The organism is Pseudovibrio sp. SCP20, from assembly GCF_057774105.1.
Genome location: NZ_JBYMDH010000004.1, coordinates 138,323 through 158,553 on the forward strand (window position 1 = coordinate 138,323; position 20,231 = coordinate 158,553).

At 53.5% G+C, this 20,231-nt stretch carries 18 protein-coding genes; 5 read left to right on the forward strand and 13 right to left on the reverse strand.

From position 1 onward, the window contains the following. Nucleotides 1-241 precede the first annotated feature (241 nt). A complete protein-coding gene (locus AC3CB2_RS16465) occupies nucleotides 242-1,450 on the forward strand; it encodes a TsoY family (seleno)protein (protein WP_352934445.1) in 1,209 nt (402 codons plus the stop codon). Between the two features lie 56 nt (nucleotides 1,451-1,506). Here the strand turns inward: AC3CB2_RS16465 and AC3CB2_RS16470 are convergent, their stop codons facing one another. The 9 genes from AC3CB2_RS16470 to AC3CB2_RS16510 form a co-directional block, all read right to left on the reverse strand. Continuing rightward, nucleotides 1,507-2,037 (reverse strand): DUF934 domain-containing protein, encoded by a 531-nt coding sequence (locus tag AC3CB2_RS16470; RefSeq protein WP_352934448.1) that lies wholly within the window; start codon nucleotides 2,035-2,037, stop codon nucleotides 1,507-1,509. A 7-nt stretch (nucleotides 2,038-2,044) separates the two neighbouring features. Further along, complete coding sequence (locus tag AC3CB2_RS16475) at nucleotides 2,045-2,728, reverse strand: phosphoadenylyl-sulfate reductase (RefSeq protein WP_352935136.1); 684 nt, start codon at nucleotides 2,726-2,728, stop codon at nucleotides 2,045-2,047. Nucleotides 2,729-2,777: 49 nt separating this feature from the next. Further along, nucleotides 2,778-4,433 carry a nitrite/sulfite reductase gene (locus AC3CB2_RS16480; RefSeq protein ID WP_352934451.1) on the reverse strand — a complete coding sequence of 552 codons (1,656 nt, stop codon included), beginning with the start codon at nucleotides 4,431-4,433 and terminating at the stop codon, nucleotides 2,778-2,780. Nucleotides 4,434-4,459: 26 nt separating this feature from the next. Further along, on the reverse strand, nucleotides 4,460-4,765 hold the full coding sequence (locus tag AC3CB2_RS16485; RefSeq protein ID WP_352934454.1) for a DUF2849 domain-containing protein: 306 nt from the start codon (nucleotides 4,763-4,765) through the stop codon (nucleotides 4,460-4,462). An 11-nt stretch (nucleotides 4,766-4,776) separates the two neighbouring features. Continuing rightward, a complete protein-coding gene (cysG, locus tag AC3CB2_RS16490; protein WP_352934457.1) occupies nucleotides 4,777-6,246 on the reverse strand; it encodes a siroheme synthase CysG in 1,470 nt (489 codons plus the stop codon). Nucleotides 6,247-6,733: 487 nt separating this feature from the next. Further along, entirely contained in the window at nucleotides 6,734-7,639 is a 906-nt protein-coding gene (locus AC3CB2_RS16495) for a LysR substrate-binding domain-containing protein (RefSeq protein ID WP_352934460.1), read from the reverse strand. Nucleotides 7,640-8,199: 560 nt separating this feature from the next. Next, nucleotides 8,200-8,598, reverse strand: a complete 399-nt coding sequence (locus AC3CB2_RS16500; protein WP_352934463.1) for a RidA family protein — start codon at nucleotides 8,596-8,598, stop codon at nucleotides 8,200-8,202. Nucleotides 8,599-8,767: 169 nt separating this feature from the next. Next, nucleotides 8,768-11,026, reverse strand: a complete 2,259-nt coding sequence (locus AC3CB2_RS16505; RefSeq protein WP_352934466.1) for a hypothetical protein — start codon at nucleotides 11,024-11,026, stop codon at nucleotides 8,768-8,770. A gap of 166 nt (nucleotides 11,027-11,192) precedes the next feature. After that, on the reverse strand, nucleotides 11,193-12,356 hold the full coding sequence (locus AC3CB2_RS16510; protein WP_352934469.1) for an acetyl-CoA acetyltransferase: 1,164 nt from the start codon (nucleotides 12,354-12,356) through the stop codon (nucleotides 11,193-11,195). 374 nt (nucleotides 12,357-12,730) lie between these two features. Here AC3CB2_RS16510 and AC3CB2_RS16515 point away from each other — a divergent pair, with 374 nt between their 5' ends. After that, nucleotides 12,731-13,648, forward strand: coding sequence for a glycosyltransferase family 2 protein (locus AC3CB2_RS16515; RefSeq protein ID WP_352934472.1), 918 nt, complete (start codon nucleotides 12,731-12,733; stop codon nucleotides 13,646-13,648). Nucleotides 13,649-13,667: 19 nt separating this feature from the next. Next, nucleotides 13,668-14,630, forward strand: a complete 963-nt coding sequence (locus AC3CB2_RS16520) for a glycosyltransferase (RefSeq protein WP_352934475.1) — start codon at nucleotides 13,668-13,670, stop codon at nucleotides 14,628-14,630. Nucleotides 14,631-14,758: 128 nt separating this feature from the next. On the opposite strand, the gene AC3CB2_RS16525 is transcribed toward AC3CB2_RS16520, so the two are convergent. Together AC3CB2_RS16525 and AC3CB2_RS16530 are read right to left on the reverse strand one after the other, a co-directional pair. Next, nucleotides 14,759-15,196 (reverse strand): VOC family protein, encoded by a 438-nt coding sequence (locus AC3CB2_RS16525; protein ID WP_352934478.1) that lies wholly within the window; start codon nucleotides 15,194-15,196, stop codon nucleotides 14,759-14,761. A gap of 35 nt (nucleotides 15,197-15,231) precedes the next feature. Continuing rightward, nucleotides 15,232-16,359 (reverse strand): glycosyltransferase family 4 protein, encoded by a 1,128-nt coding sequence (locus AC3CB2_RS16530; protein ID WP_352934481.1) that lies wholly within the window; start codon nucleotides 16,357-16,359, stop codon nucleotides 15,232-15,234. Between the two features lie 233 nt (nucleotides 16,360-16,592). On the opposite strand from AC3CB2_RS16530, the gene AC3CB2_RS16535 reads away from it, so the two are divergent. Beyond that, nucleotides 16,593-17,810 (forward strand): TIGR03862 family flavoprotein, encoded by a 1,218-nt coding sequence (locus AC3CB2_RS16535; protein WP_352935138.1) that lies wholly within the window; start codon nucleotides 16,593-16,595, stop codon nucleotides 17,808-17,810. On the opposite strand, the gene ftrA is transcribed toward AC3CB2_RS16535, so the two are convergent. Beyond that, complete coding sequence (gene ftrA / locus AC3CB2_RS16540; RefSeq protein ID WP_352934483.1) at nucleotides 17,801-18,790, reverse strand: transcriptional regulator FtrA; 990 nt, start codon at nucleotides 18,788-18,790, stop codon at nucleotides 17,801-17,803. The two genes, AC3CB2_RS16535 and ftrA, sit on opposite strands and share 10 nt — an antisense overlap. Nucleotides 18,791-19,013: 223 nt before the next feature. Between ftrA and AC3CB2_RS16545 the strand changes: the two genes are divergently transcribed. Then, the gene (locus AC3CB2_RS16545; RefSeq protein WP_352934486.1) at nucleotides 19,014-19,427 is read left to right on the forward strand and encodes a rhodanese-like domain-containing protein; all 414 of its coding nucleotides are present in this window, start codon (nucleotides 19,014-19,016) and stop codon (nucleotides 19,425-19,427) included. A 53-nt stretch (nucleotides 19,428-19,480) separates the two neighbouring features. On the opposite strand, the gene AC3CB2_RS16550 is transcribed toward AC3CB2_RS16545, so the two are convergent. Further along, nucleotides 19,481-19,888 (reverse strand): hypothetical protein, encoded by a 408-nt coding sequence (locus tag AC3CB2_RS16550; RefSeq protein WP_488393237.1) that lies wholly within the window; start codon nucleotides 19,886-19,888, stop codon nucleotides 19,481-19,483. Between the last annotated feature and the right edge of the window lie 343 nt (nucleotides 19,889-20,231).

Consider the following 20,231-nt stretch of genomic DNA (forward strand, 5'->3'; position numbering starts at 1 on the left):
CAGGCGTGAAGTAAATTAAACGGAAATTTGTTCATCTATTGTTCTCAACAGCCAGCCAGCACCTTTGTCTTAAGCAGAGCATTGCGTCCCCCAGCGCTCTTCATCCCGAACAGTTTTCCAAAGTGATAAACTAATATTTCCAATAGGTTATTCGGAACACAAGCTCATCTTCATTTTTCTTCTTGTTATTTTAGTATTTTCTAATATTCTAATATACAGATTCAAATAGAGGATTAGCCCAATGCGTTATCTTAGCAATTTAGGTGAGCGGTATTCGCCTCTGTACTTCCTGTCCGCCGTAGGTGCAGGCGGCCTTGCTATCAGTTTCTTTATGTACCTGATGTGGATGACCCCGCATAAAGGATCTCCAATCGCCAACTTCGCGTCGCTGACAGAAGCCTTCAGCACAGGCTCCCTTGCCATGCAGGCTCTGATTATCGTGGCTTCTCTTGGCATCATTTTCTTTTCCGTCCTGCACTTCCGCCTGTTATTCTGGAACTTCTCAGAGTATGGCAAGTGGAAGAAAACCAAGGTCTTTGAAGGCTTTAAGAACTCCAATGCGGAAAGCCAGCTGATGACCATTCCGCTAGCTCTGGCGATGACCGTCAATGTGAGCTTTATTGTTGGCGCGGTGTTCGTTCCAGGCCTTTGGGATATCCGCGAAGTGCTCTTCCCATTCTCTCTTCTGGCCTTTGCAGCCGTTGGGGTTCTGGGTTTCCGCATCTATCTGGACTTCATCTCCCGTGTGTTGACTGAAGGCGGTTATGAATGTGCGAAGAACAACAGCCTTGGCCAGATGGTTTCGGTATTTGCCTTTGCCATGATCGGTGTTGGTTTCTCTGCTCCAGCAGCTATGAGCCATACCAAGGTGATCGCAGCGATCGGTATTGCGGGTAGTGCACTGTTTATTGGTGCCGCGATTGTGATGGGTACCATCAAGCTGATCCTCGGTTTCCGGTCCATGATGGAACACAAGGCAGCAGGCGAGACCACACCAACACTCTGGATTGTCATTCCGTTCCTGACTGTTGTTGGTATCGCGATCTTCCGCATCAAAATGAGCCTTGCCCATAACTTTGATGCGCCTGTAACTGCTGGTGGTATCTATGTTTTCCTGATCAGCCTGTTCGCAATCCAGATCTTGTTTGGCCTGATCGGCTGGGCTGTTATGAAGCGAGTTGGCTACTATGACCGCTGGATCGCAGGTCCAGACAAATCACCAGGTTCTTACGCTCTGGTTTGCCCAGGTGTTGCACTGTTCGTCTTCGGTAACTTCGTGATCAACGCAGGTCTTGTGAAGCTTGGCGTCCTCGGCTCAATGTCCATTGCTTACTTCGCTCTGTATGCACCATTGATTGTCATTCAGATCGCAACGGTCTGGCTGTTCCTGAAGCTTAACGGAAAGATGCTGTCTGCATCCAACCAGCTTCAAGCGCAACTAGCAGAATAAAAAAAAGCGGGTAAGTTACCCGCCTTTTCTCTTTGTTTCCAAATAAGAAACTCTGATCACATTGGACGACGCGCCCATGGTCTTGTACCAGCGGGCGCTTCTTTTCTAGCAAACACCGGCTGGGTGTAAGCAGTGACCTCATTGAGGTTTCCAGCTTCCAGATCCGCACGAAGACGCGGGTTGTCCAGCGCGAAGCTGTTGATGCCAACGCGAAGCATGAAGCCAATCTGGTCCAGAATGAATGGACCAACGGCGCGGATCTCACCACCGTAACGCAGGCCGTCCCTCAGAATGCGTGCTGCGGAAAAACCACGGCCATCAGCAAAGCTAGGGAAGTCCACAGCGACCAGCTCAAGGGCTTCAAGATGGTCAGAAAGCTCCTCTGCCTTTTCACCTGCACGCAGAACGACACCCAAAGTCAGGTTGGTCTGCTTAAGCTGCTGTTCTTCCTTCAGAAAGCGCTCCAGTGAAAAGATGAGTTTGCCTTCTGTTGGCAGGGCTTCATCATCTGCGATGTAAGCCCAGTCATCTGCGACGATCTTGTCGTTCTTGAAGATCTCAGTGGTCTGTTTGAGTTCTGTTGTCATTTGAACCTCAGATGCTTTGGGCTGCGCCGCCCTTGGACGCACTTGAGAAGTGGATTCCACATTCGGTTTTGTTCTGACCGCGCCAACGGCCTGAGCGCGGGTCTTCGCCCGGAGCAACCTTGTCTGTACAAGGCATGCAGCCGATAGAAGGGTACCCTTCTGCCACGAGCGGATGCGGAGGCAAGCCGTTGTCCTTGGCGTACTGAAGCACTTCAGCTGCAGTCCAGTTTGCCAGTGGGTTCACCTTGATGCGCCCTTCTTCCAGCTCGAAGTGCTCAAGACTGGCGCGTGTGCTGGCCTGATGGCGCTTACGGCCAGAAATCCAAGCTTCGAAACCACCGAGCGCTTTTGCCAGCGGAACCACCTTGCGGATGTGGCAGCACGCGTCAGTATCAGATGCCCAGAGAGCACCTTTCGGGTCTTTCTCAGCGAGGTCTTCTGGTTCAGGCGTGATGACCCGCACGTCCAAAAGGCCAAGTTGTTCAACCAGTTCGTCACGATAGCGCTTGGTTTCGCCAAACAGCTTGCCAGTATCGACGAACAGTACCGGGGTACGGACGTCGATCTGTGACACCATGTGAAGCAGCACGGAGCTGTCAGCACCGAAGGAGGACACCAGAGCAATCTCTCCGGCGAACTGCTCCCTAAGAGCATGCTCCAGAATGTCCTGAGCGTCGCGCTCAGAATACATCCGGTTCAGCAACTTCACCTGAGCCTCCAAAGAGGCCTTATGTGATTGACTATGCTCCATAAAGAGCGTCCTTGAATGGCTGATCACCCAAGCGGCGGTAGGCGTCGATGAAGCTTTCTTCTTCGTCCAGCCGGTTTGCCAGATAGGTGTCGACAACGGTTTCAACGGCATCAGTGATTTCTGCTTCAGGGAAGCCGCGACCAATGATTTTGCCGATGGATGTGTTCTGATCCGCAGAACCACCCAGCGTGATCTGATAGAGCTCTTCGCCTTTGCGGTCTACACCCAGAATGCCGATGTGGCCAACGTGGTGGTGACCACAGGCGTTGATGCAGCCGGAGATCTTCAGCTTTAGATCGCCGATCTCATTCTGACGCTTAACCGCTTCAAATCGCTTGGAGATTTCCTGAGCAATCGGAATGGAGCGTGCATTTGCCAGAGCGCAGTAATCCAAGCCTGGGCAAGCGATCATGTCGGTGATCAGGCCAGCGTTGGAATCTGCCAGATCATTGGCTTTCAGGATCTTGAAGACAGTGGGGACATCCTGCAGCTTCACGTGTGGCAGTACGAGGTTCTGTTCGTGTGTAACACGCAGCTCGTTATGTCCAAACCTTTCTGCCAAATCAGCAATTACATCCATCTGGTCCGCAGTCGCATCACCTGGTGCTCCGCCGATTGGCTTCAGCGAGATGGTGATAGATGTGTAACCCTCTGCCTTGTGAGCGTTCAGGTTGCGGCTGGAGAACAGGGCCAGATCACGGTCTTCGCGCTTCGCTGCTTCCAGCTCAGTGCTGATCTTTGGCAGAGCATCAAAAGATGGCGGTGCGAAGTATTCGTTGATGCGAACCACTTCTTCGTTTGGCAGGTTGAGGATGCCGTTTTTGGTTGCCTCGAACTCTGTTTCGATATCTTGCTTCAGCTCTTCCAGACCGGTTTCATGAACCAGAATCTTGATGCGGGCCTTGTACTTGTTATCGCGACGGCCATAGCGGTTGTAGACGCGTAAGATCGCCTCACTGTAAGCCAGCAAATCTTTTTCAGGTAGGAAATCCCGTACCTTACGGCCAACCATCGGCGTACGGCCCAAACCACCACCGACGAAGACCACAAAGCCGATTTCCCCGTCTTCATTGCGGGTCAGCTGCAGACCAATGTCGTGCACCTGCACAGCTGCACGGTCCTGTTCAGCACCAGTAATCGCAATCTTGAACTTGCGTGGCAGGAACAGAAATTCCGGGTGCAGAGAAGACCATTGGCGCAGGATTTCGGCGTAAACGCGAGGGTCTGCGAACTCGTCGGCGGCGGCGCCGGCGAACTGGTCGGAGGTCACGTTGCGAATACAGTTGCCTGAAGTCTGGATGGCATGCATCTCAACGTCGGCAAGTTCATGCAAAATCTGCGGTGTATCAGAGAGCTTTGGCCAGTTGAACTGGACGTTCTGACGCGTTGTGAAGTGGCCGTAGCCTCTGTCGTAAGTCCTTGCAATATGGGCAAGTTTACGCATCTGGGTGGCGTTGAGCGTGCCGTATGGAATAGCAACGCGCAGCATGTAAGCGTGCAGCTGCAGGTACAGGCCGTTCATCAGACGCAGGGGCTTGAATTCGTCTTCAGTCAGCTCACCAGACATGCGGCGGCGGACCTGATCTTCGAACTGGGTTACGCGTTGATTGACAAAGTCGCGATCAAATTCGTCGTAGCGATACATTGAAATACTCCAGAATTTAAAAGGACTTAGGCAGAACGCAAATGGCGTTCGGCCTGCTTGCCGAGATCAAGGCGTGTGGTTGGCCCTTGGGCGCGGATGCGTTCTTTCAGGCTCTTTGGCTGCAGGTGGCCGTCTTTCAGTTCCAGATCAATCGCGTAAGTGCCGAGAACATATTGCTTTTCTTCACCGGCTTTCGCGAAGTCCAGAGCTTTGGTCATGTCTTCGTCAGAGCTCAGAACCCAGGCGGCTTCAACAAACTCGACCCACTCTCCGTTGTGGCCGAGCCAGACGACATCACCATCGACCAGTCTGTTGGCGGTAATAGTTTTCATCAGGGGTCTCCCTAGGCTGCGACCACAGCCGGTAACTTCTCGTATTTGTATGGGCTTAGCGGGAGCGATCGTGACTGGTCTGCGTGGGCCACTGCCTTACCGATGACGATAAGTGTGGGTCCGGTGACGCTGTCGTGATGCTCGAAATTACAGAGGTCATGCAGGGTACCTGCAAAATTGCGTTCTTTTGTCTGGGCTGCGTTCTCAATGGCCATGACCGGGGTGGATAAGTCCAAACCTGCTTTAGCGAGCAGGTTGGCTACTTTCCCCGCCACGGTGCGGCCCATGTAGACGGCAGTCGTGGAACCGTTGAGTGCGAGATCCGCCCAGTCCGGGAGGACATCTCCGTTCTGGTTGTGCCCGGTGGCGAACACTAGCGAGGAGGCAACACCGCGTAATGTCAAAGGTATTTGAGCGCTGGCTGCAGCGGCGAAAGCTGCGGTGACACCGGGCACAATCTCAAAGTCCACGTCATGCTCTCGCAGCGCGGCAATCTCTTCTCCAGCCCGGCCAAACACCATCGGATCCCCGGCTTTAAGGCGGACAACCCGCTTGCCGGACTTGGCGGCAGAGACCAATAACTGGTTGATCTGGGTTTGCGTTGAACTGTGCGTTCCTTTGCGTTTTCCTACGCTGATGCGTGTTGCATCGCGGCGGCCCATGGAAACCACGGCATCCGGTACCAACGCATCATAGAAAATCACATCTGCTTCCTGCAGGACGCGCTGTGCGCGCAGGGTCAGCAAATCTTCCGCTCCCGGGCCTGCACCCACGAGCCAGACGTATCCCTTCTGGTCCTGTTCGGAGTTCAGCAAGCGATGCGCTTCGGTCAGGGCCTTTTGTGTCTCACCAGCAAAAGTGTTCGCAGCGACGGAACCTGAAAAAAATTCAGCCCAAAAGCGGCGACGCGCGCTTCCCGAAGGCATCAGCTTACCAACTGTAGCACGGAAACTATCTGCCAACCTTGCGAGTTGACCGGCCTCCCGAGGCAACAGAGCTTCTACCTGTGCGCGGATGTGGCGGGCATAAACAGGGCCAACGCCTGTTGAGGTAATTGCCACGGCAACAGGTGCACGATTGACCATCGCACCGGTGTAAAAGTCACATAGCTCAGGGCGGTCCACTGCGTTAACCGGAATGCCCTTCTCGCGAGCGGCTTCCACGATTTCGCGGTCCAGCTCTTCTTCATCGGTGGCAGCAAATACGAGGGCTGCGCCATCCAGATAAGCCGGGTTGAATAGGCTGAGCATGAAAACGCCATCGGCATCGGCAACCGCTTCTGCCAGAGCTGCACTTGGGCGCTCATGGCTGACAACGCGGATGTGTGCTTTGGTTTGCGCCAGAAGCCTCACTTTCGCAGCAGCTTCATCACCACAGCCAACAACAACAACCATTTTGCCTTCAACCTTATGAAAGGTCGGAAAGACAGCGAGTTTATTGCTCTCGTCCTGCTGTGTGTTGTAGCTCTCTACCAAAGCCATTGCGCTCTCCAAGCGTTTTGGGATCATTTATGCTGGAGTGAATTCTTGTAGGAAAACCGGTTCCCACTTTTCGGGAATGCACTTCATTGGCTGCGAGTGTACAGAGTAGAGCTACTCTAAGCTCAGCATGGCATTCCAAAGCTGACTGGAGGCGTAGAAAAGATTTTTTTCAGGCGCCCGAACGGGGGAAAGGCGCTCTGTCTCAAAATTCGGAGCACGAGAAACACTATTCTATTCCTGAAGCACTTAAGAGGCACATGCGCCCTGAAAATTGCCGATACATGTGCTGATTGAGAAAATAAATCTACATGCGGGAGAGAGCCGTTGAAACGGCAAGCTGCAAAAACGAATACCTGCAGTTCCGCCCAACGCACATTTTGAAGAATCTGGTTCTTCGCGTTTCACACGCTGCTGTCACTGGATTTAAGCAGAGTGCCGCACGGACAAAACCTGCCCTAGCTTGTCCAGTAAAATCTGCCTAACGGGATCAGACAGCGTAGCAGGCTTTGTCTATTTCCATTTCGTTTAGTATCCAGTCACGAAACAGCTTTATTTTCCGGTGGTTTTTCTGCTTTTCACGGTAAACCAGCCACACAGGATTTTCAGCCGTGCACTTTAACTCGAAGGGCTGGATAAGCAGGCCATCTCGCAATGCGCTTGAATGGAACAACGGCGTCAAAATCGCGACCCCATGCCCTGCAATGGCGATGTTTCCTTCAACAGCTTGCGTGCCCATTTGAGAAACGGGTTGGTTTGAGAAATCGGGATCCTTCACCCCTGCAGCTTCAAACCAGTTTCTCCACCAAGGATCACCGGTATCAATAATGGGAAGTTTCAGCAGGTCTTCAGGCTTATGTACGCCGCCGATGCTCTCAGCAAGCCTTGGACATAGCATTGGCGTGTACGTAATCTCTGCGAGTTTGTGACAGCATAATCCGGGCGACTTTTTGGGGCTGTTTCTGATCCCGATATCGACGTCAGAGGATGCAAAGTCGACAATGTCACCAGTGGTTTCCAACTGAACAGCAATTTTGGGATTTGCCATCTGAAACTCGCCGATGCGCAACGAGAGCCAGTTCATGGCAAAGGTGGGAACCACGCTTAGCTTCAGCCTCCCATCCTGCGTCCCTTGCACTGCCGAAAAACCAGCGCGAATGGACTGGAAAGCCTCGCTTGCGACTGTCGCAAGCTGCGCACCTGCTTCCGTCAAAACAACCTGTCTTCCCACCCGTTTAAACAAGGGTGTGCCGGTGCGATCTTCGAGCACTTTTATCTGATAACTCACCGCCGCTTGCGTCATTCCCAGCTCCTCCGCAGCGCGGGTGAAGTTGGAATGTCTTGCAGCGGCTTCAAAGGCACGAAGAGCGTTGAGTGGCGGCAGACTGTTCGGCATCCTTGATAAAATCTCCTTATGCTTTCATCCCTACATTCAATTGGACTGCAAATGCAACCTCCGGCATTAATTCTCCCAGCAACAACAGGAGAAACACATGGCAGACTGCACCGTTGGAACTCACAAAGAGAAATTATCAGTCAATATTTTCAATGTATTACGTAGAAAACTGGAAAGCCTTTTCATTCCAGTGAAACGCGGACCTAAGCAATTGGATATACGTGAGCTCCCCGCTCACATCCAAAAAGACATTGGAGCTAACATAGGGCCAGGACCATTTATCAGATAGGGCTCCATAAAGCCTTCATATGATTCCCCTCTCCCTCTGTTATCTCCCAAGTCCTCCCAAACTGGCAAAACCGATCACTGCTAAGCGGCTGCATTTCAGTGCATTTTTCTATCAGTAACGTCAGCAGTGTACTCAAGGCCTTTCAGGGGGCTGTCATCATCTAACATGTTATCCCCCTATGACCTCTTGGCGTTAGAATGATGTTATGAGTGGCACAAACGGCTTGGTGCCAATTCTAAAACAAGAGAGGTTTCATTAGCTCCATTAGTCATCACCCACCATAATTCGCGCTGACGACAGCGCGGACTTCTACGATTGCGCCTTCGCGGCGGAGGGCGGCGGCTTCGATGGCGGTCCAGGCTGGGTAGGGTTTGGAGAAGAGTTCGAGGCGGATGGAGTCGAACAGTTCGAAATGTTCGCGCAGGCCGATGTGGTAGCTGGTCATTTCAACGATGGCGTCCAGATCCAAATTGGCTTCGTTCAGGATACAGGCGATCTTCTTGAATGTGTTGCGGAACTGGGCTTCCGGATCTTCCGGCATGTTACCGCTCATGTCCGCGCCCGTCATACCACTCAGGAAGATATGATTTCCTGAAAAGATTGCCGGTGACATGTTGAGCTTTTCTGCAACTTCCTGAAATTCCTGAGGGATGACTACGCGCTTGACCATAAAATACCTTTCCTGACGCCTCTCAGCAGACTGTTGCCCCGTTTGTGAGACGCGCAAACTATATCGTCCCCCTGAGCCTAAAGCAGTTCACATTAAGCTGAAACACTTGAACTGCTTTAGATACTCTGTCCTAGAGACCGACATGATATTGGCTAGTAGAGCTGGTCAGTTACTTGAACGCGGAGGGAATAAACTCAACGGCCTTGCAGGAAATGTATTTGCCGCGTCTGATCAGGTTTCGTGAGGCTGATTTGTAGCAGACATCCCGGAGGACCAGATAGGCTGGTAGTTTGGCGCCGGAGCCATAGGTTGTCATAATCATCTCTGCCCATTTCTTTGCCAGCGGGCTTGGCTTTTCGACAATCGGCAGGCCATCGTGTTTTTCGCCGGTGTATTTGAGGATCAGTTCCTTTTGAACGGCTGGCTTTGAGAGGGCTGCGAGGGCGCCTGTCAGTGACGCTTCATTGTCCTTTGATACGCCATCTGTTTCTGTGCGACCGCCTTCCGGAGCGCCATCGGTTTCTTCTATCTCTTCCTCTTTTTCTTTCACGACGACATTGTAGTGGTTCTTCTTGCCGCTCTCGTCGGGCTTGAACTCAATCTCAAACAGCGCCGCCCACGGTTGTTTGGCAGCCCATTTCTTGATGTTTTTGAGGCTGGTGCCCTTGCCCATTTTGGCGATGACCTTCTGCAGGATGTTTTCCTGCAGGGCGTTGAAGGCTTCATGTGCTTCGCCGAAGCTTTCCAGCATGCCCTCCCCTTTGGAGCTGAGGAACTTTTCCAGCGCTTCCTTATGCGCCTTCAGTTTTTCTGCTTTGCGTTCCTGATCTGCCTTCAGATCGGCAATGTTGTCCGCAAGTTCTGCCAGATCTCCGGCCATCTTATTAGGAGCACTGCGCAGCTTTTGGGCAGCCTGAACGGACTCTGAGGTTCCCTTGTAGGTGACGACGTGGACCTTCTTTTCCGGCTTTCCGCGTTTGAGCTTGCCTCTGAGCCCAGAGCGGTTTTCCCGGTACCAGACTTCTTTGACTTCCATATAGTCTGGCAGTTGATCGGAGATGTCCTGCCCTTCTTTCTGAGCTGTCAGCAGGGTTTTGGCCCATGCCATGGAGGCCTCACTTGGGATGCCGACAAAAGGTTTGCCGTCCGGCCCTTTTTCGCCTGTCTCCTGATGAGACATGGACGCCATCAGCTGGTCTGAGCGAAGGCCATTGAAGCCAAGCTCCGGTGTGTTGGCAAGGTCGGTTTTTGTGACTGATTTGTGGGGCATATCGACATGGTTGTCGACCATCGGATCGCCTGTGTTTGCGGGTGTCTCCGGGGCGGTGCGCAGTTCAGAGGTGATGGAGTAGTCGCGCCCCTCTTTTTTGATGTTGACCTTGACCATCTGCGACCATGGCTGGGTTTCCGCCCATGTCAGAGTCTTCTTCACATTGTTGCTCTTATCCAGATGCGTGAGCACCATCTCTTCTGCTGTGCGCTGCAATCCTGAGGTCGCGAAGACGGCTTTGGGGCGTTCGTCATTGAGTTGCAAAACCGCTGCTTCCACTTCTGCCCCTCGGCTGATGGCAGCTTCCACGCAGTTGGTGCAGTTGAGCGCAAAGGCCATTTGTTTGGACGTGGCTGTGCCGTAGGCGATGGCTTCTTCTTCCAGCTCTGCCAGACGCTTTTTTTCACGCTCCGTCACCGCGCTTGCTTTGGCTTGATGCAACGTCTTCATCATGGTGTCTCCAAAGGCTTTTTCTTCCATCAGCTCTTTGGTGGTCGCCACCAGCTCATTGCCCAGCACTTTCATGTTCTGGCTGAAGAACATGATGGTTTCACGCTGTGCCGTATCCATTTTGTTAGAAGGGGTGTCGCTGGCCTGACGTAGGTAGGCTCTAAACTCCGGTGCGGTCGACTGATCCTGAAACACTTCACGGGTGAGTTGGCGGGATTGTTTTTTCAGCTCAATTTCGTGCTGCATCAACACCATCTGGCGGGCTTTTTGATCACTCTCACCCAAGGTGCCTTTGACCAGGCGGTCCCATTTGACAGCCTCCGGGTCAGCATAGGCTGCGCCCACCGGATCTTCCTCATAATGGGATTTTTGAGATTGGTAGGAGTTGAGGCGCTCTGTGAACCCCTCTGTTGGCCTGATGCCCGCATCACTCAGCGCAGCCGTCAGCGGACGCTTTTTGCGCTCTTCAGCGGGTGTGCCTGCCACCACATAATCCGGGATATCCGGATCAACGGTCCAATCCGGCGTATCTTCATCAACTTGCGAGCCAATTGCCGCGCTGGCCTCAGAGACTTTGCTGGTCACGCTTGGAGAGCGTTTCTTGCGTCCACCACCCACCAGGTCGTGGAACTTCCAGTTCATCTCAACATAAACTTTCTTCAGCCAATCATCGTATTTCGGGGCGGGCGCTTGTGCTGGCATAGACATACCTCATCTCACCTTGCGTCAGGCCGCATATTTACCACGTTCACATTCGCGTGATATCGCTGGACTGCGGGCTTAGTTAGCGATTGGTGAGCTGCCCAAGAACAATGCAAAAGAAAAGCCCCGGCGGTCCGGGGCTTTCATATTCAATTCTCTGATTTTGCTGTGCTTACTTGAGGCGTTGCATGACGGAGACGTAGTTGGCGACGGCGGCGCCGCCCATGTTGAAGATGCCGCCGAGTTCTGCGCCTTCTACTTGAATGCCGCCAGCTTCACCAGTGAGCTGCATCGCTGTGAGGGCGTGCATGGAGACACCGGTTGCGCCGATTGGGTGGCCCTTTGCTTTCAGGCCGCCAGATGGGTTGACCGGCAGTTTGCCGTCCTTCTGGGTCCAGCCTTCCAGAATAGCCTTTGCCCCCTGCCCTTCTGGCACCAGACCCATAGCTTCGTATTCGATCAGCTCAGCGATGGTGAAGCAGTCATGGGTTTCGACGAAGGACAGATCTTCGATGGTGATGTTGGCCATGGAGAGCGCGCGCTTCCATGCTTCAGAACAGCCTTCGAACTTGAGGATATCGCGCTTGGACATTGGCAGGAAATCCTGCGCATGGCCCAAGCCGCGGAAGGCGACGGCCTTTTTCGCGGAAAGTGCGGTGGTGGTGTCGGTGAGCACGATGGCTGCTGCACCGTCAGACACCAGCGAACAGTCGGTCCGCTTCAGTGGACCAGCCACGAATGGGTTCTTCTCGCTCTCATTGAGGCAGAACTCCACGCCGAGGTCCTTGCGCATCTGTGCGTATGGGTTTTCGACGCCGTTCTTGTGGTTTTTCGCAGCAATGTGAGCCAGCGCTTCGCTCTGGTCACCATGCTTCTGGAAGTACATGCCTGCGATTTTGCCGAAGACACCAGCGAAACCAGCTGGGGTGTCGCCATCTTCTGGCAGGTAGGAGGCTTTGAGCAGGTTTGCTCCGATTTCCGGACCGGGTGTGGTGGTCATCTGTTCCACGCCAACCACGAGCACGAAATTGGCGTCGCCTGCCTTGATGGATTTCACGCCTTGATGCACTGCTGCCGAGCCCGTCGCACATGCATTTTCAACGCGGGTGGTTGGCTTGAAGCGTAGATTGTCATCCGCCTGCAGCACGAGGCTTGCGGTGAAATCCTGCTTGGAGAACCCGGCGTTGAAGTGACCCAGAACGATTTCATCAATGTCTTCTGCGGCGAGACCGGCATCAGCAATCGCTTGCTTGGCAACCTTTGTTACGAGAGTCTCAACTGTCTCATCTGCCAGTTTGCCAAACGGTGTGTGTGCCCAACCAATAATTGCGGCCATTTTCTTCTCCCAAAGGAATTAAAGTGGGTGCCGAAAGTCTCGCCTCAAACCCGGCTCTTCAATGCGCGCAAATCGTTTCACCCCTCGGCGTGAGATGCAATCATACGGAAGTTGTAGTGAGCGGGGCTATCCGAGGGACTTTATGCTAGGTTTTGGTGTTCTGGCAGTTGCTTGCACCAGTTCACCACGCTTTACCACCGGTTTTCACGATGGGGTTACATCCGCATTTTGTGGCGAGGGTGGTACGGCGTTTGTTAGGCCCCTTAATTGATACCAATGGGTTTCAATTGGGTGAAAACAGTCCTTCATATTGAGCGAATTTCGGAATGTGTAGGGGGGAGTAAACTCAGGATTATTGCGGAAAATCCAAGAGTTTGAGGCCCGATATCTCCAGCCAGAGCAAAATCATCAGCATCGCAGAAAAGCGGGCCCAACAGGGGGCAGCGACCACAGATGGTCGCGCTGATGAAAAGCGCATTCCACTTTCCGTGTTCATTATCGCTAAGAACGAGGAAGAGCGGATTGGCCGGACTATCGCCAGCTGCATTCAGTGGGCTGATGAGGTCATTGTGATCGACAGTGGCTCCACGGATCAGACTGTGACCGTTGCCCAGCGCATGGGCGCACGGGTGCTGCACAATGACTGGAATGGATATGGCTTGCAGAAGCGGTTTGGTGAAGACCAGTGCCGGCATGACTGGATACTGAACATTGATGCAGACGAGGTGGTGACGCCTGCACTGCGGGATGAGATTCTGGGGCTGTTTCAGACTTCTGTGCTGGCGAACTATGACTTCTGGGAGGTCGACATCCGCGATGTTTGGCCTCACGAGGAGACCGCTGCCAGGCACGCCTTTTCGCATAAGCAAATCCGGCTTTATCGCAAGAGCATCGGGCGGTTTTCCGCCAGCTCAGTACATGACACCGTTCGCCCACCCAGCGCTGCCAAGATTGGCATGCTGAAAGGGCATATGGACCATCGCAGCATTCCCAGCATCACGTTCCATTATGACAAGATGAACCGCTACTCGACCATGCAGGTTCAGGAGATGCGAGGACGTGGGCGCCGGTTGCCGCGCTATCGCTTACTCTTTGAGTTTCCGCTTGCCTTTCTGAAGGGCTATCTGGTGCGCGGGTATTGCCGTTATGGCTGGTGGGGCCTGATCGCTTCCACCAACTACGCGGTGAGCCGGTACTTGCGGCTCGCCAAGTTTGTGGAGGCTGAACTGATGGAACAGTCAGGCCGGCCCGCAAAACACCCTTCCCCTTCCGCACAACACAAAAAAGCCTAGCACACAGGTGACTTAATCCATGGCTGAACAACAAACGCCAAGCAATCCCCCTCTTGTCAGCGTTTTGATCCCCGCCCGCGATGCAGCAGAAACACTCGGTGAAACCCTCAGCAGCCTGCTGGCACAGAGCTTCACCGATTTTGCCGTTGTGCTGGTGGATGATGGTTCCACCGACGAAACACGGGAGATCGCCAAGCATTTTGCGGGGCATTTTCCAAAGGGGCAGTTTCAGATCGTTGAAGGGCCAGCTAAGGGCATTTCCTCTGCGCTGAATGCCGGGCTTACCGTGATCAAGAGCCCGCTTGTGGCACGGCTGGATGCGGACGATCTTTCTGAGCCCCGACGATTAGAGCGGCAAGTGCGGATTATGGAGCGCAATCCGGACTGGTTGCTGTGCGGAACTGAGGTTTCGGTGATTGATGAGAGCGGGCAGATCATCGATCAGATGGAGTGCCCGAGGACGACAGTTGAAATCCGCAAGCGACTTTATGAGAAGTGCTGTCTTTATCATCCAACCATCATGTTTCACCGGGACGCCGTGGTGGAGGTTGGCGGCTATCGCTCTCAATATGATGGCGCTGAAGATTATGATCTCTATTTGCGTTTGCTGGAGTGCGGCAAGATTGGTGCCCTGAATGAGCGGCTGGTTCGATATCGTATCCATCCAGGTCAGGTGACCGCCCAGCGTGGGCGGCCTTATCGGATGATGGCAGACATGGTGCTGCTTGCCGCGATTGCGCGCCTGCATGAGGAAGAAGAGCCAGAGTTCACAAAGGACACTTTGGCAGCAGACTTGAGCAGTGCCTTACGTGCTGAGTTGCGGGAAAGAGGTTTTCTGGAGATCACGCCCAAGGTCGCCCGGCATATGGCTGTGCGGATTAAGCGAGCGAACGCTAAGGCAAAACGGCTGAAAGGCTTGCTGTTTCAGAAGAACGCGCTTGCCGGGAACTACAAGGAAGCTGCCAAAGCACTGATGGCCTGAAAAGCTGGATAGAGAGCTTTTGACAGGCGTGTTGGCTGGATGAGCTGTTGAGTGACGAGAGGGCTTGAGCTCTTACGCCTTCTCCCGTTCGCCGCTTGCTTTCTTAAGCAGTTTTGCCTCTGCAGCTCTTAGGTGGGCTTCATCCATTGAGCGAGTTCTATGGTGATCCTTTCCGGGCCGAAGAGGAAGACTAGTTTTCTGTCATTGAACTCCATGACTTCAGAACGGGCGCTGAAACCGGCGGCCTGAAGGTGGGCCAGTCTGTCTTCCAGATCATCCACGGCAAAGCATAGGTGGTTATAGCCGGTTCGGCAGAGGTCTTCTGGGTATGGTTCTGCCCGGGCTTCTGGATTGCGGTAGTGGAGGAGTTGGATTTCGAACCTTGGGCTATAGCCTTTCAGCACCAATGTGACGTGGTCTGCTTCCAGATCCGGAATGCCCATGTACTCGGAAAACATCGGACCTGAGATGACCAGCACCTTTTGCTCTTCAAAATCCAGCAGTTTGAAGAATCTGCGCGCTTCTTCAAGGTCGCGGACGGCTACGGTGACGTGATCAGGGTGCATCTGGTTGATCTCCTGAAACTGAAGGCGAACTGGCCTCACTCGGATACGAGCATGTGGTCAATCAGGCCTTGCTTTTTTTTTGTGCCGCTGACGTGGTCATCCCACAGGCTCATGAGCATATCGTCATAGGTCTCTGCGATCTGGTGAATGTTGAACAGGCGCAGCACGCGTTCTCGTCCAGCCTTTGCCATCTCTTCACGAAGGGGTTGGTTATCCGCCAGATCAAGCAGTGCGGTTGCGATCTCTTTAGGAGATCTTGGGTTGATCACCTTGCCGGTTTCGCCCACGGCCTCCCATAGGCCACCGGAGTGCGTGGTGATCACGGCGGCTCCGCAGCTCATAGCCTCTATGGCTGTACGGCCAAAGCCCTCAGCAACGATGGAGGGCACAACCGCGATGGAAGAGGTTGCCAGGCGCTGCTGAACGCTGGGCGCGTCTAAGTTGGTTTCTATGGAGACACTGGAAGAAAGACTGGCAAGCATCTGGCGAAGAGAGTTTGCCGTTGATTGCTCTCCTTCATCCGTGACGGCCAGTACGAGATTCAGCTTCCAGCCGGATTTCTCCAATCGTTCCGCACAGGCAAGCCAAGCCTGGGCCAGATCGAAGACGCCTTTGTCTTCCCGGGCGCGGCCCACATAGATCACGGAGTTTTCTTTTGGTGCCGGAGACCAGAGTTCGCAGTCTATCCCGTTGGGTACGACAACACTGCGGGCTTTTACGCCGGTGAAGTTTTCGCAAAAGTTATTGCGTGCATCTTCACCAACCCAGATAATCCCGGCCAGACGGTTCATCTTGCGGGTGTATTTCCAGCGTTTGAAGGCACTATTACGCTCAAACCTGCCGTGACGATGCAAGATCACTGGTGTTCCGGGAAAGTCAGTGATGATCTGGAACGCCGTTTCCAGATGCTGGTGCACGACGATCAGCTGCGGGCCGAACTCTGACAAGGGATCATAGAACTTTGCAGGGGTTGGTTTCTTGCCCGGTTCTGTCACTGCAAAAACATCAACATCATCAAACAGATCCTCTTCCCCACCGGCGAAGATGCGCAGATTGCTTTTGTTCTGGCTGTGAAGCGCCAGATCATGAGCGCACAGGTCTATTGATGTGGCTCGAGACTGACAGAAATGCATGTTACGCGGCATTACGATTGCAGTTCTCAACGCGGCCCCCACTCTACTGTTTGCATTCAGGAAAGCGGGAACTGGGGGGACTGTACATTCCTTAGAAGTCTTCCTTCCAAAATCAGGGGTGCTTCTTTACGGAGGTGATTTTCCCGCATGGAGGTGGCTGTGCATCTGTGGGAGGCAGAGCGCATAACGCTTGTAATTGGCGGGAAACAAAGGCATTAGAGCTGCACCTTTTACTGGTCTGCACTGTCGTGACCAAAAGCGGAATGGATGGATCTTTGACAAAGCGCGTTGCAATCATCGGAGCTGGCCCTGCCGGGCTGTTTGCAGCTGAGCAGCTGGCGAAAGCCGGTGTGTCGGTGAGCGTGTTTGATCAACGCCCTTCCCCTGCCCGCAAGTTTCTGATGGCTGGTCTTGGTGGCCTCAATCTGACCCATAGCGAGGATCTGGAGACATTTCTCAGCCGCTATCGCCCTGCGCATGAGCAACTGCTGCAGTCTGTGAGAGCGTTCCCTCCGGCAGCGCTACGGGAGTGGAGTGCTTCGCTAGGCGAGCCGACGTTTGCTGGCTCCAGCGGCAAGGTGTTTCCTGAAAGCTTCAAGGCCTCCCCTCTTCTGCGCAATTGGCTGAAGCTGCTGGATAAGCATGGGGTGACGCTGCATTCCAACACCCGCTGGTGTGGGTTTGATGATGTGGGAGCTCTTTTGCTTCAGAAAGGCGATGAAGCTGTCAAAGCACAGAGTTTTGATGCGGTTTTGCTGGCGCTGGGCGGAGGATCCTGGGCCAAGCTTGGTTCTGATGGTTCGTGGGTTTCCATCTTGCGCGACAAGCAGATCGAGGTGAAAGAGCTGCTCTCGGCCAATTGCGGGTTCGAGATTGCGTTTTCTGATCACTTCAAAGAGCGCTACAAAGGCACGCCTCTCAAGAAGATTGCTATCTCGCATGGTGGCAAGCGTGTTGTTGGCGATGCCATGCTGGATGCCTCCGGGATTGAAGGCGGCGTGATTTATGCGCTTTCTGCTGATCTACGAGATGCGATCCTTGAAAAGGGTTCCACGCAGATTGAGGTTGATCTGAAGCCGGATGTGTCCGCTGAAAAGCTGGCTGCCAAGCTGAAGAAGCCGCGTGGTAAGCAGTCCATGAGCAACTTCCTGCGCAAAGCCACTGGCCTACCTTCTGCGGCGATTGCTTTGATGCGTGAGGCTGGGCCGTTGCCGGTTGAGGCAGATCAGTTGGCAGCGCATATCAAGGCCTTGCCTTTACAGCTCACCGCACCACGGCCAATTGACCGCGCGATCTCCAGCGCGGGCGGTATTTCTTTTGATGAGATCAACGAACACTACATGCTCACCAAACTGCCTGGCGTGTTCGTAGCCGGTGAGATGCTGGACTGGGAGGCTCCGACCGGTGGCTATCTGCTGCAGGCCGTGTTCGCAACAGGCCGCTCCGCAGCGCATGGCATCAAGGCGTACCTTCAAGCCTGACGGGCTTGGAACTGGCGGCGGTAGGCTGTTGGGGTGGTGCCGTATTTGCTTCTGAAGTGATGGCGCAAGGTTGCTGCTGAGCCGAAACCGCAGAGGTGGGAGAGGTTTTCCATATCCATGGTCTCTTCCGCTTCCAGCAGGAGCTTGGCTGTTTCCAGCTGTTTGGCGCGTCGCCATTCTGCCGGTGCCTGACCGGTGACCTTTGAGAACTTGCGGATGAAGGTACGCTGGCTCATGCCCATGAGGGCAGCCATTTCTGGCACAGACATGGTATAGGCCCGCTTCTTTTCCAGCTCCTCAAAGAGGGAGGCAAAGCGTTTGCTTTCCCTTTCTTCCGGCACAGGCTGTTCTGCGAACTGGGTTTGTGTACCTTCCCGGAAAGGCGGGGCGACCAGTCGCTTGGCGACGCTGTTGGCGATCTGGGACCCATAGTCCTGCCGGATGATGTGGAGGGCCAGATCAATGCCTGCTGCACTGCCTGCGGAGGTGAACACTCTGTCGGTTTCAGAGTACAAGCGGTCTTCTTCCACGTTGATGGCGGGAAACTCGCTTTGCAGGGCTTCGGCGTAGCGCCAGTGGGTGGTGGCTATTCTGCCGTTCAGCAGGCCCGCTTGTGCCAGCACAAATGCACCGGAGCAGATGGAGGCAACACGGGCACCGCGCGTGTAGGCTTTGCAAAGTGCTTCGATCAGGTCTTCCGGCACCGGGGTTTCGATACCGCGCCAACCGGGGATGATGATGATGTCAGCATGTTCCAGCGCGTCGAGCTGCTTTTCAGCTTTGATCTCTAGACCGCCTGCGGCTCGGATTGGGCCGTCTTCAATGGCGACGGTTTCGTACCTGTACCAGTTTGCGCCAAACTCTGGTCGTGGCAGGCCGAAGAGCTCGTAGGCCTGTCCGAATTCGAAGGTGCACAGGCCATCATAGATGAGCGTTGCAACGAGTGGGCCTTTGGGCTTGGTGGGTGTCTTTGAAACCATCGTAAATCATGCATTTTGAAATTGGCGTATTTTTTACGAATATAGTCATTCAAGCCAGTTTTGTGCAACGGGGAAATTCTTCAAATTACCTGAGCAGGCGAAATTCCTGCCATCACCGAAAGCAGTTCAGCGAAGCACCCATCGCACAAGCTGCTTTAAAACAAGCGTTTTTGGTGCTCCTGCCCCCTAAAACAGGCGCACTATCATAGATTTGGAGAGAGACATGGCTTCACGTGCACTCGAATATTCCCCGGCAGACCCAAAGCTGGCACTCGGGCACTTCCGTTCCATCCTGCAGTTTGAAACTGACTGCTCAGATGTTCAGGCTGATCTGGCAGAGGGTACAGCTGAGTTTGTGTTGCTTGATGTGCGCGGTCCCGTTCGGTTTGCCAAAGGGCATGTGGAGGGCGCGCTCTGCCTGCATCACCGTGATCTGACGGAAGAAAACCTTGCCAAGTGGCCGATGGACACCGTGTTCGTGGTCTATTGTGCTGGCCCGCACTGCAACGGAGCGGACAAAGCGGCTTACAACCTCTCAGTCTTGGGTCGTCCGGTGAAGATTATGCTGGGCGGTATGACAGGTTGGATCGACGAAGGCTTTGAGCTGGTTAAGTCACCGGCGGAAGAAGTCGCTTAAAGGCAAAAAGCACCGGGGCTGACCTCGGTGCTTTTTCAATCATGGTTTTGCGCTTAGCTTTTCTTTTTCTTCTTCTTTCCTGCTTTTTCGAACATCGGCTTTATTTTCTCGTCTTCGCGCGCTATTTTGCAAAGTTGAGCTGATGTCTTGTCTTTGTAGGCTTTTGAGTAGTGCGTGTACCTTTCCAGATAGACGTTCACGTACTGTTTGACGGCACATTTCCTATTGGCGCTTTTGCTGGTGAGGCACACAAGCATGGCAGACTGCGCCAGTAAGTCCTGGTTCTTCATCGTCATAGAAGGGCAATGCTTATCAATGTAGTTTGCTCGTGCCACTTTGTCTGCCTGATCGACAAACAGGTCTGGCAGGGAAGACCGCGTGGTCACACATCCACTCAGTACAACCGCTGCTGCAAGCACTACAAATAATTTTAGATAATTTTTCAAAGTATTAGCTCCCATAGCAAGTTAGAGCTAATTAGATGCATAAAGCACGTTTTGCAATTTTAAGATGAACTTTAATTACAACCCAATACAAAAGTTGCACCCCACAATAAAAAAGCACCGAGGTGGGAGGATACCTCGGTGCTTAACAAAGCAGGCATAAAGGCCGAATGGGAGGGGGAGGTACGGCCTTAAAATCGTCGGGGCAAGACAACCTGCCTTGAGACAAGGATGGCCCACCAAGCAATGGAAATAGGCCGCCCTTAAGTTGTCCGCATAAACTTATGCAGATGATCCTGTATCAGGATTTATTGTTATTTTGATAATACTGGGTGCACAGCACTCATTACTTAACGACGCC

Excerpts from the sequence above, each read along its gene's own strand:
- AC3CB2_RS16465 (WP_352934445.1), top strand. The coding sequence starts at position 242 with ATGCGTTATCTTAGCAATTTAGGTGAGCGGTATTCGCCTCTGTACTTC.
- AC3CB2_RS16470 (WP_352934448.1), bottom strand. The coding sequence starts at position 2,037 with ATGACAACAGAACTCAAACAGACCACTGAGATCTTCAAGAACGACAAG.
- AC3CB2_RS16475 (WP_352935136.1), bottom strand. The coding sequence starts at position 2,728 with ATGTATTCTGAGCGCGACGCTCAGGACATTCTGGAGCATGCTCTTAGG.
- AC3CB2_RS16480 (WP_352934451.1), bottom strand. The coding sequence starts at position 4,433 with ATGTATCGCTACGACGAATTTGATCGCGACTTTGTCAATCAACGCGTA.
- AC3CB2_RS16485 (WP_352934454.1), bottom strand. The coding sequence starts at position 4,765 with ATGAAAACTATTACCGCCAACAGACTGGTCGATGGTGATGTCGTCTGG.
- cysG (WP_352934457.1), bottom strand. The coding sequence starts at position 6,246 with ATGGCTTTGGTAGAGAGCTACAACACACAGCAGGACGAGAGCAATAAA.
- AC3CB2_RS16495 (WP_352934460.1), bottom strand. The coding sequence starts at position 7,639 with ATGCCGAACAGTCTGCCGCCACTCAACGCTCTTCGTGCCTTTGAAGCC.
- AC3CB2_RS16500 (WP_352934463.1), bottom strand. The coding sequence starts at position 8,598 with ATGGTCAAGCGCGTAGTCATCCCTCAGGAATTTCAGGAAGTTGCAGAA.
- AC3CB2_RS16505 (WP_352934466.1), bottom strand. The coding sequence starts at position 11,026 with ATGTCTATGCCAGCACAAGCGCCCGCCCCGAAATACGATGATTGGCTG.
- AC3CB2_RS16510 (WP_352934469.1), bottom strand. The coding sequence starts at position 12,356 with ATGGCCGCAATTATTGGTTGGGCACACACACCGTTTGGCAAACTGGCA.
- AC3CB2_RS16520 (WP_352934475.1), top strand. The coding sequence starts at position 13,668 with ATGGCTGAACAACAAACGCCAAGCAATCCCCCTCTTGTCAGCGTTTTG.
- AC3CB2_RS16525 (WP_352934478.1), bottom strand. The coding sequence starts at position 15,196 with ATGCACCCTGATCACGTCACCGTAGCCGTCCGCGACCTTGAAGAAGCG.
- AC3CB2_RS16535 (WP_352935138.1), top strand. The coding sequence starts at position 16,593 with ATGGATGGATCTTTGACAAAGCGCGTTGCAATCATCGGAGCTGGCCCT.
- ftrA (WP_352934483.1), bottom strand. The coding sequence starts at position 18,790 with ATGGTTTCAAAGACACCCACCAAGCCCAAAGGCCCACTCGTTGCAACG.
- AC3CB2_RS16545 (WP_352934486.1), top strand. The coding sequence starts at position 19,014 with ATGGCTTCACGTGCACTCGAATATTCCCCGGCAGACCCAAAGCTGGCA.
- AC3CB2_RS16550 (WP_488393237.1), bottom strand. The coding sequence starts at position 19,888 with ATGGGAGCTAATACTTTGAAAAATTATCTAAAATTATTTGTAGTGCTT.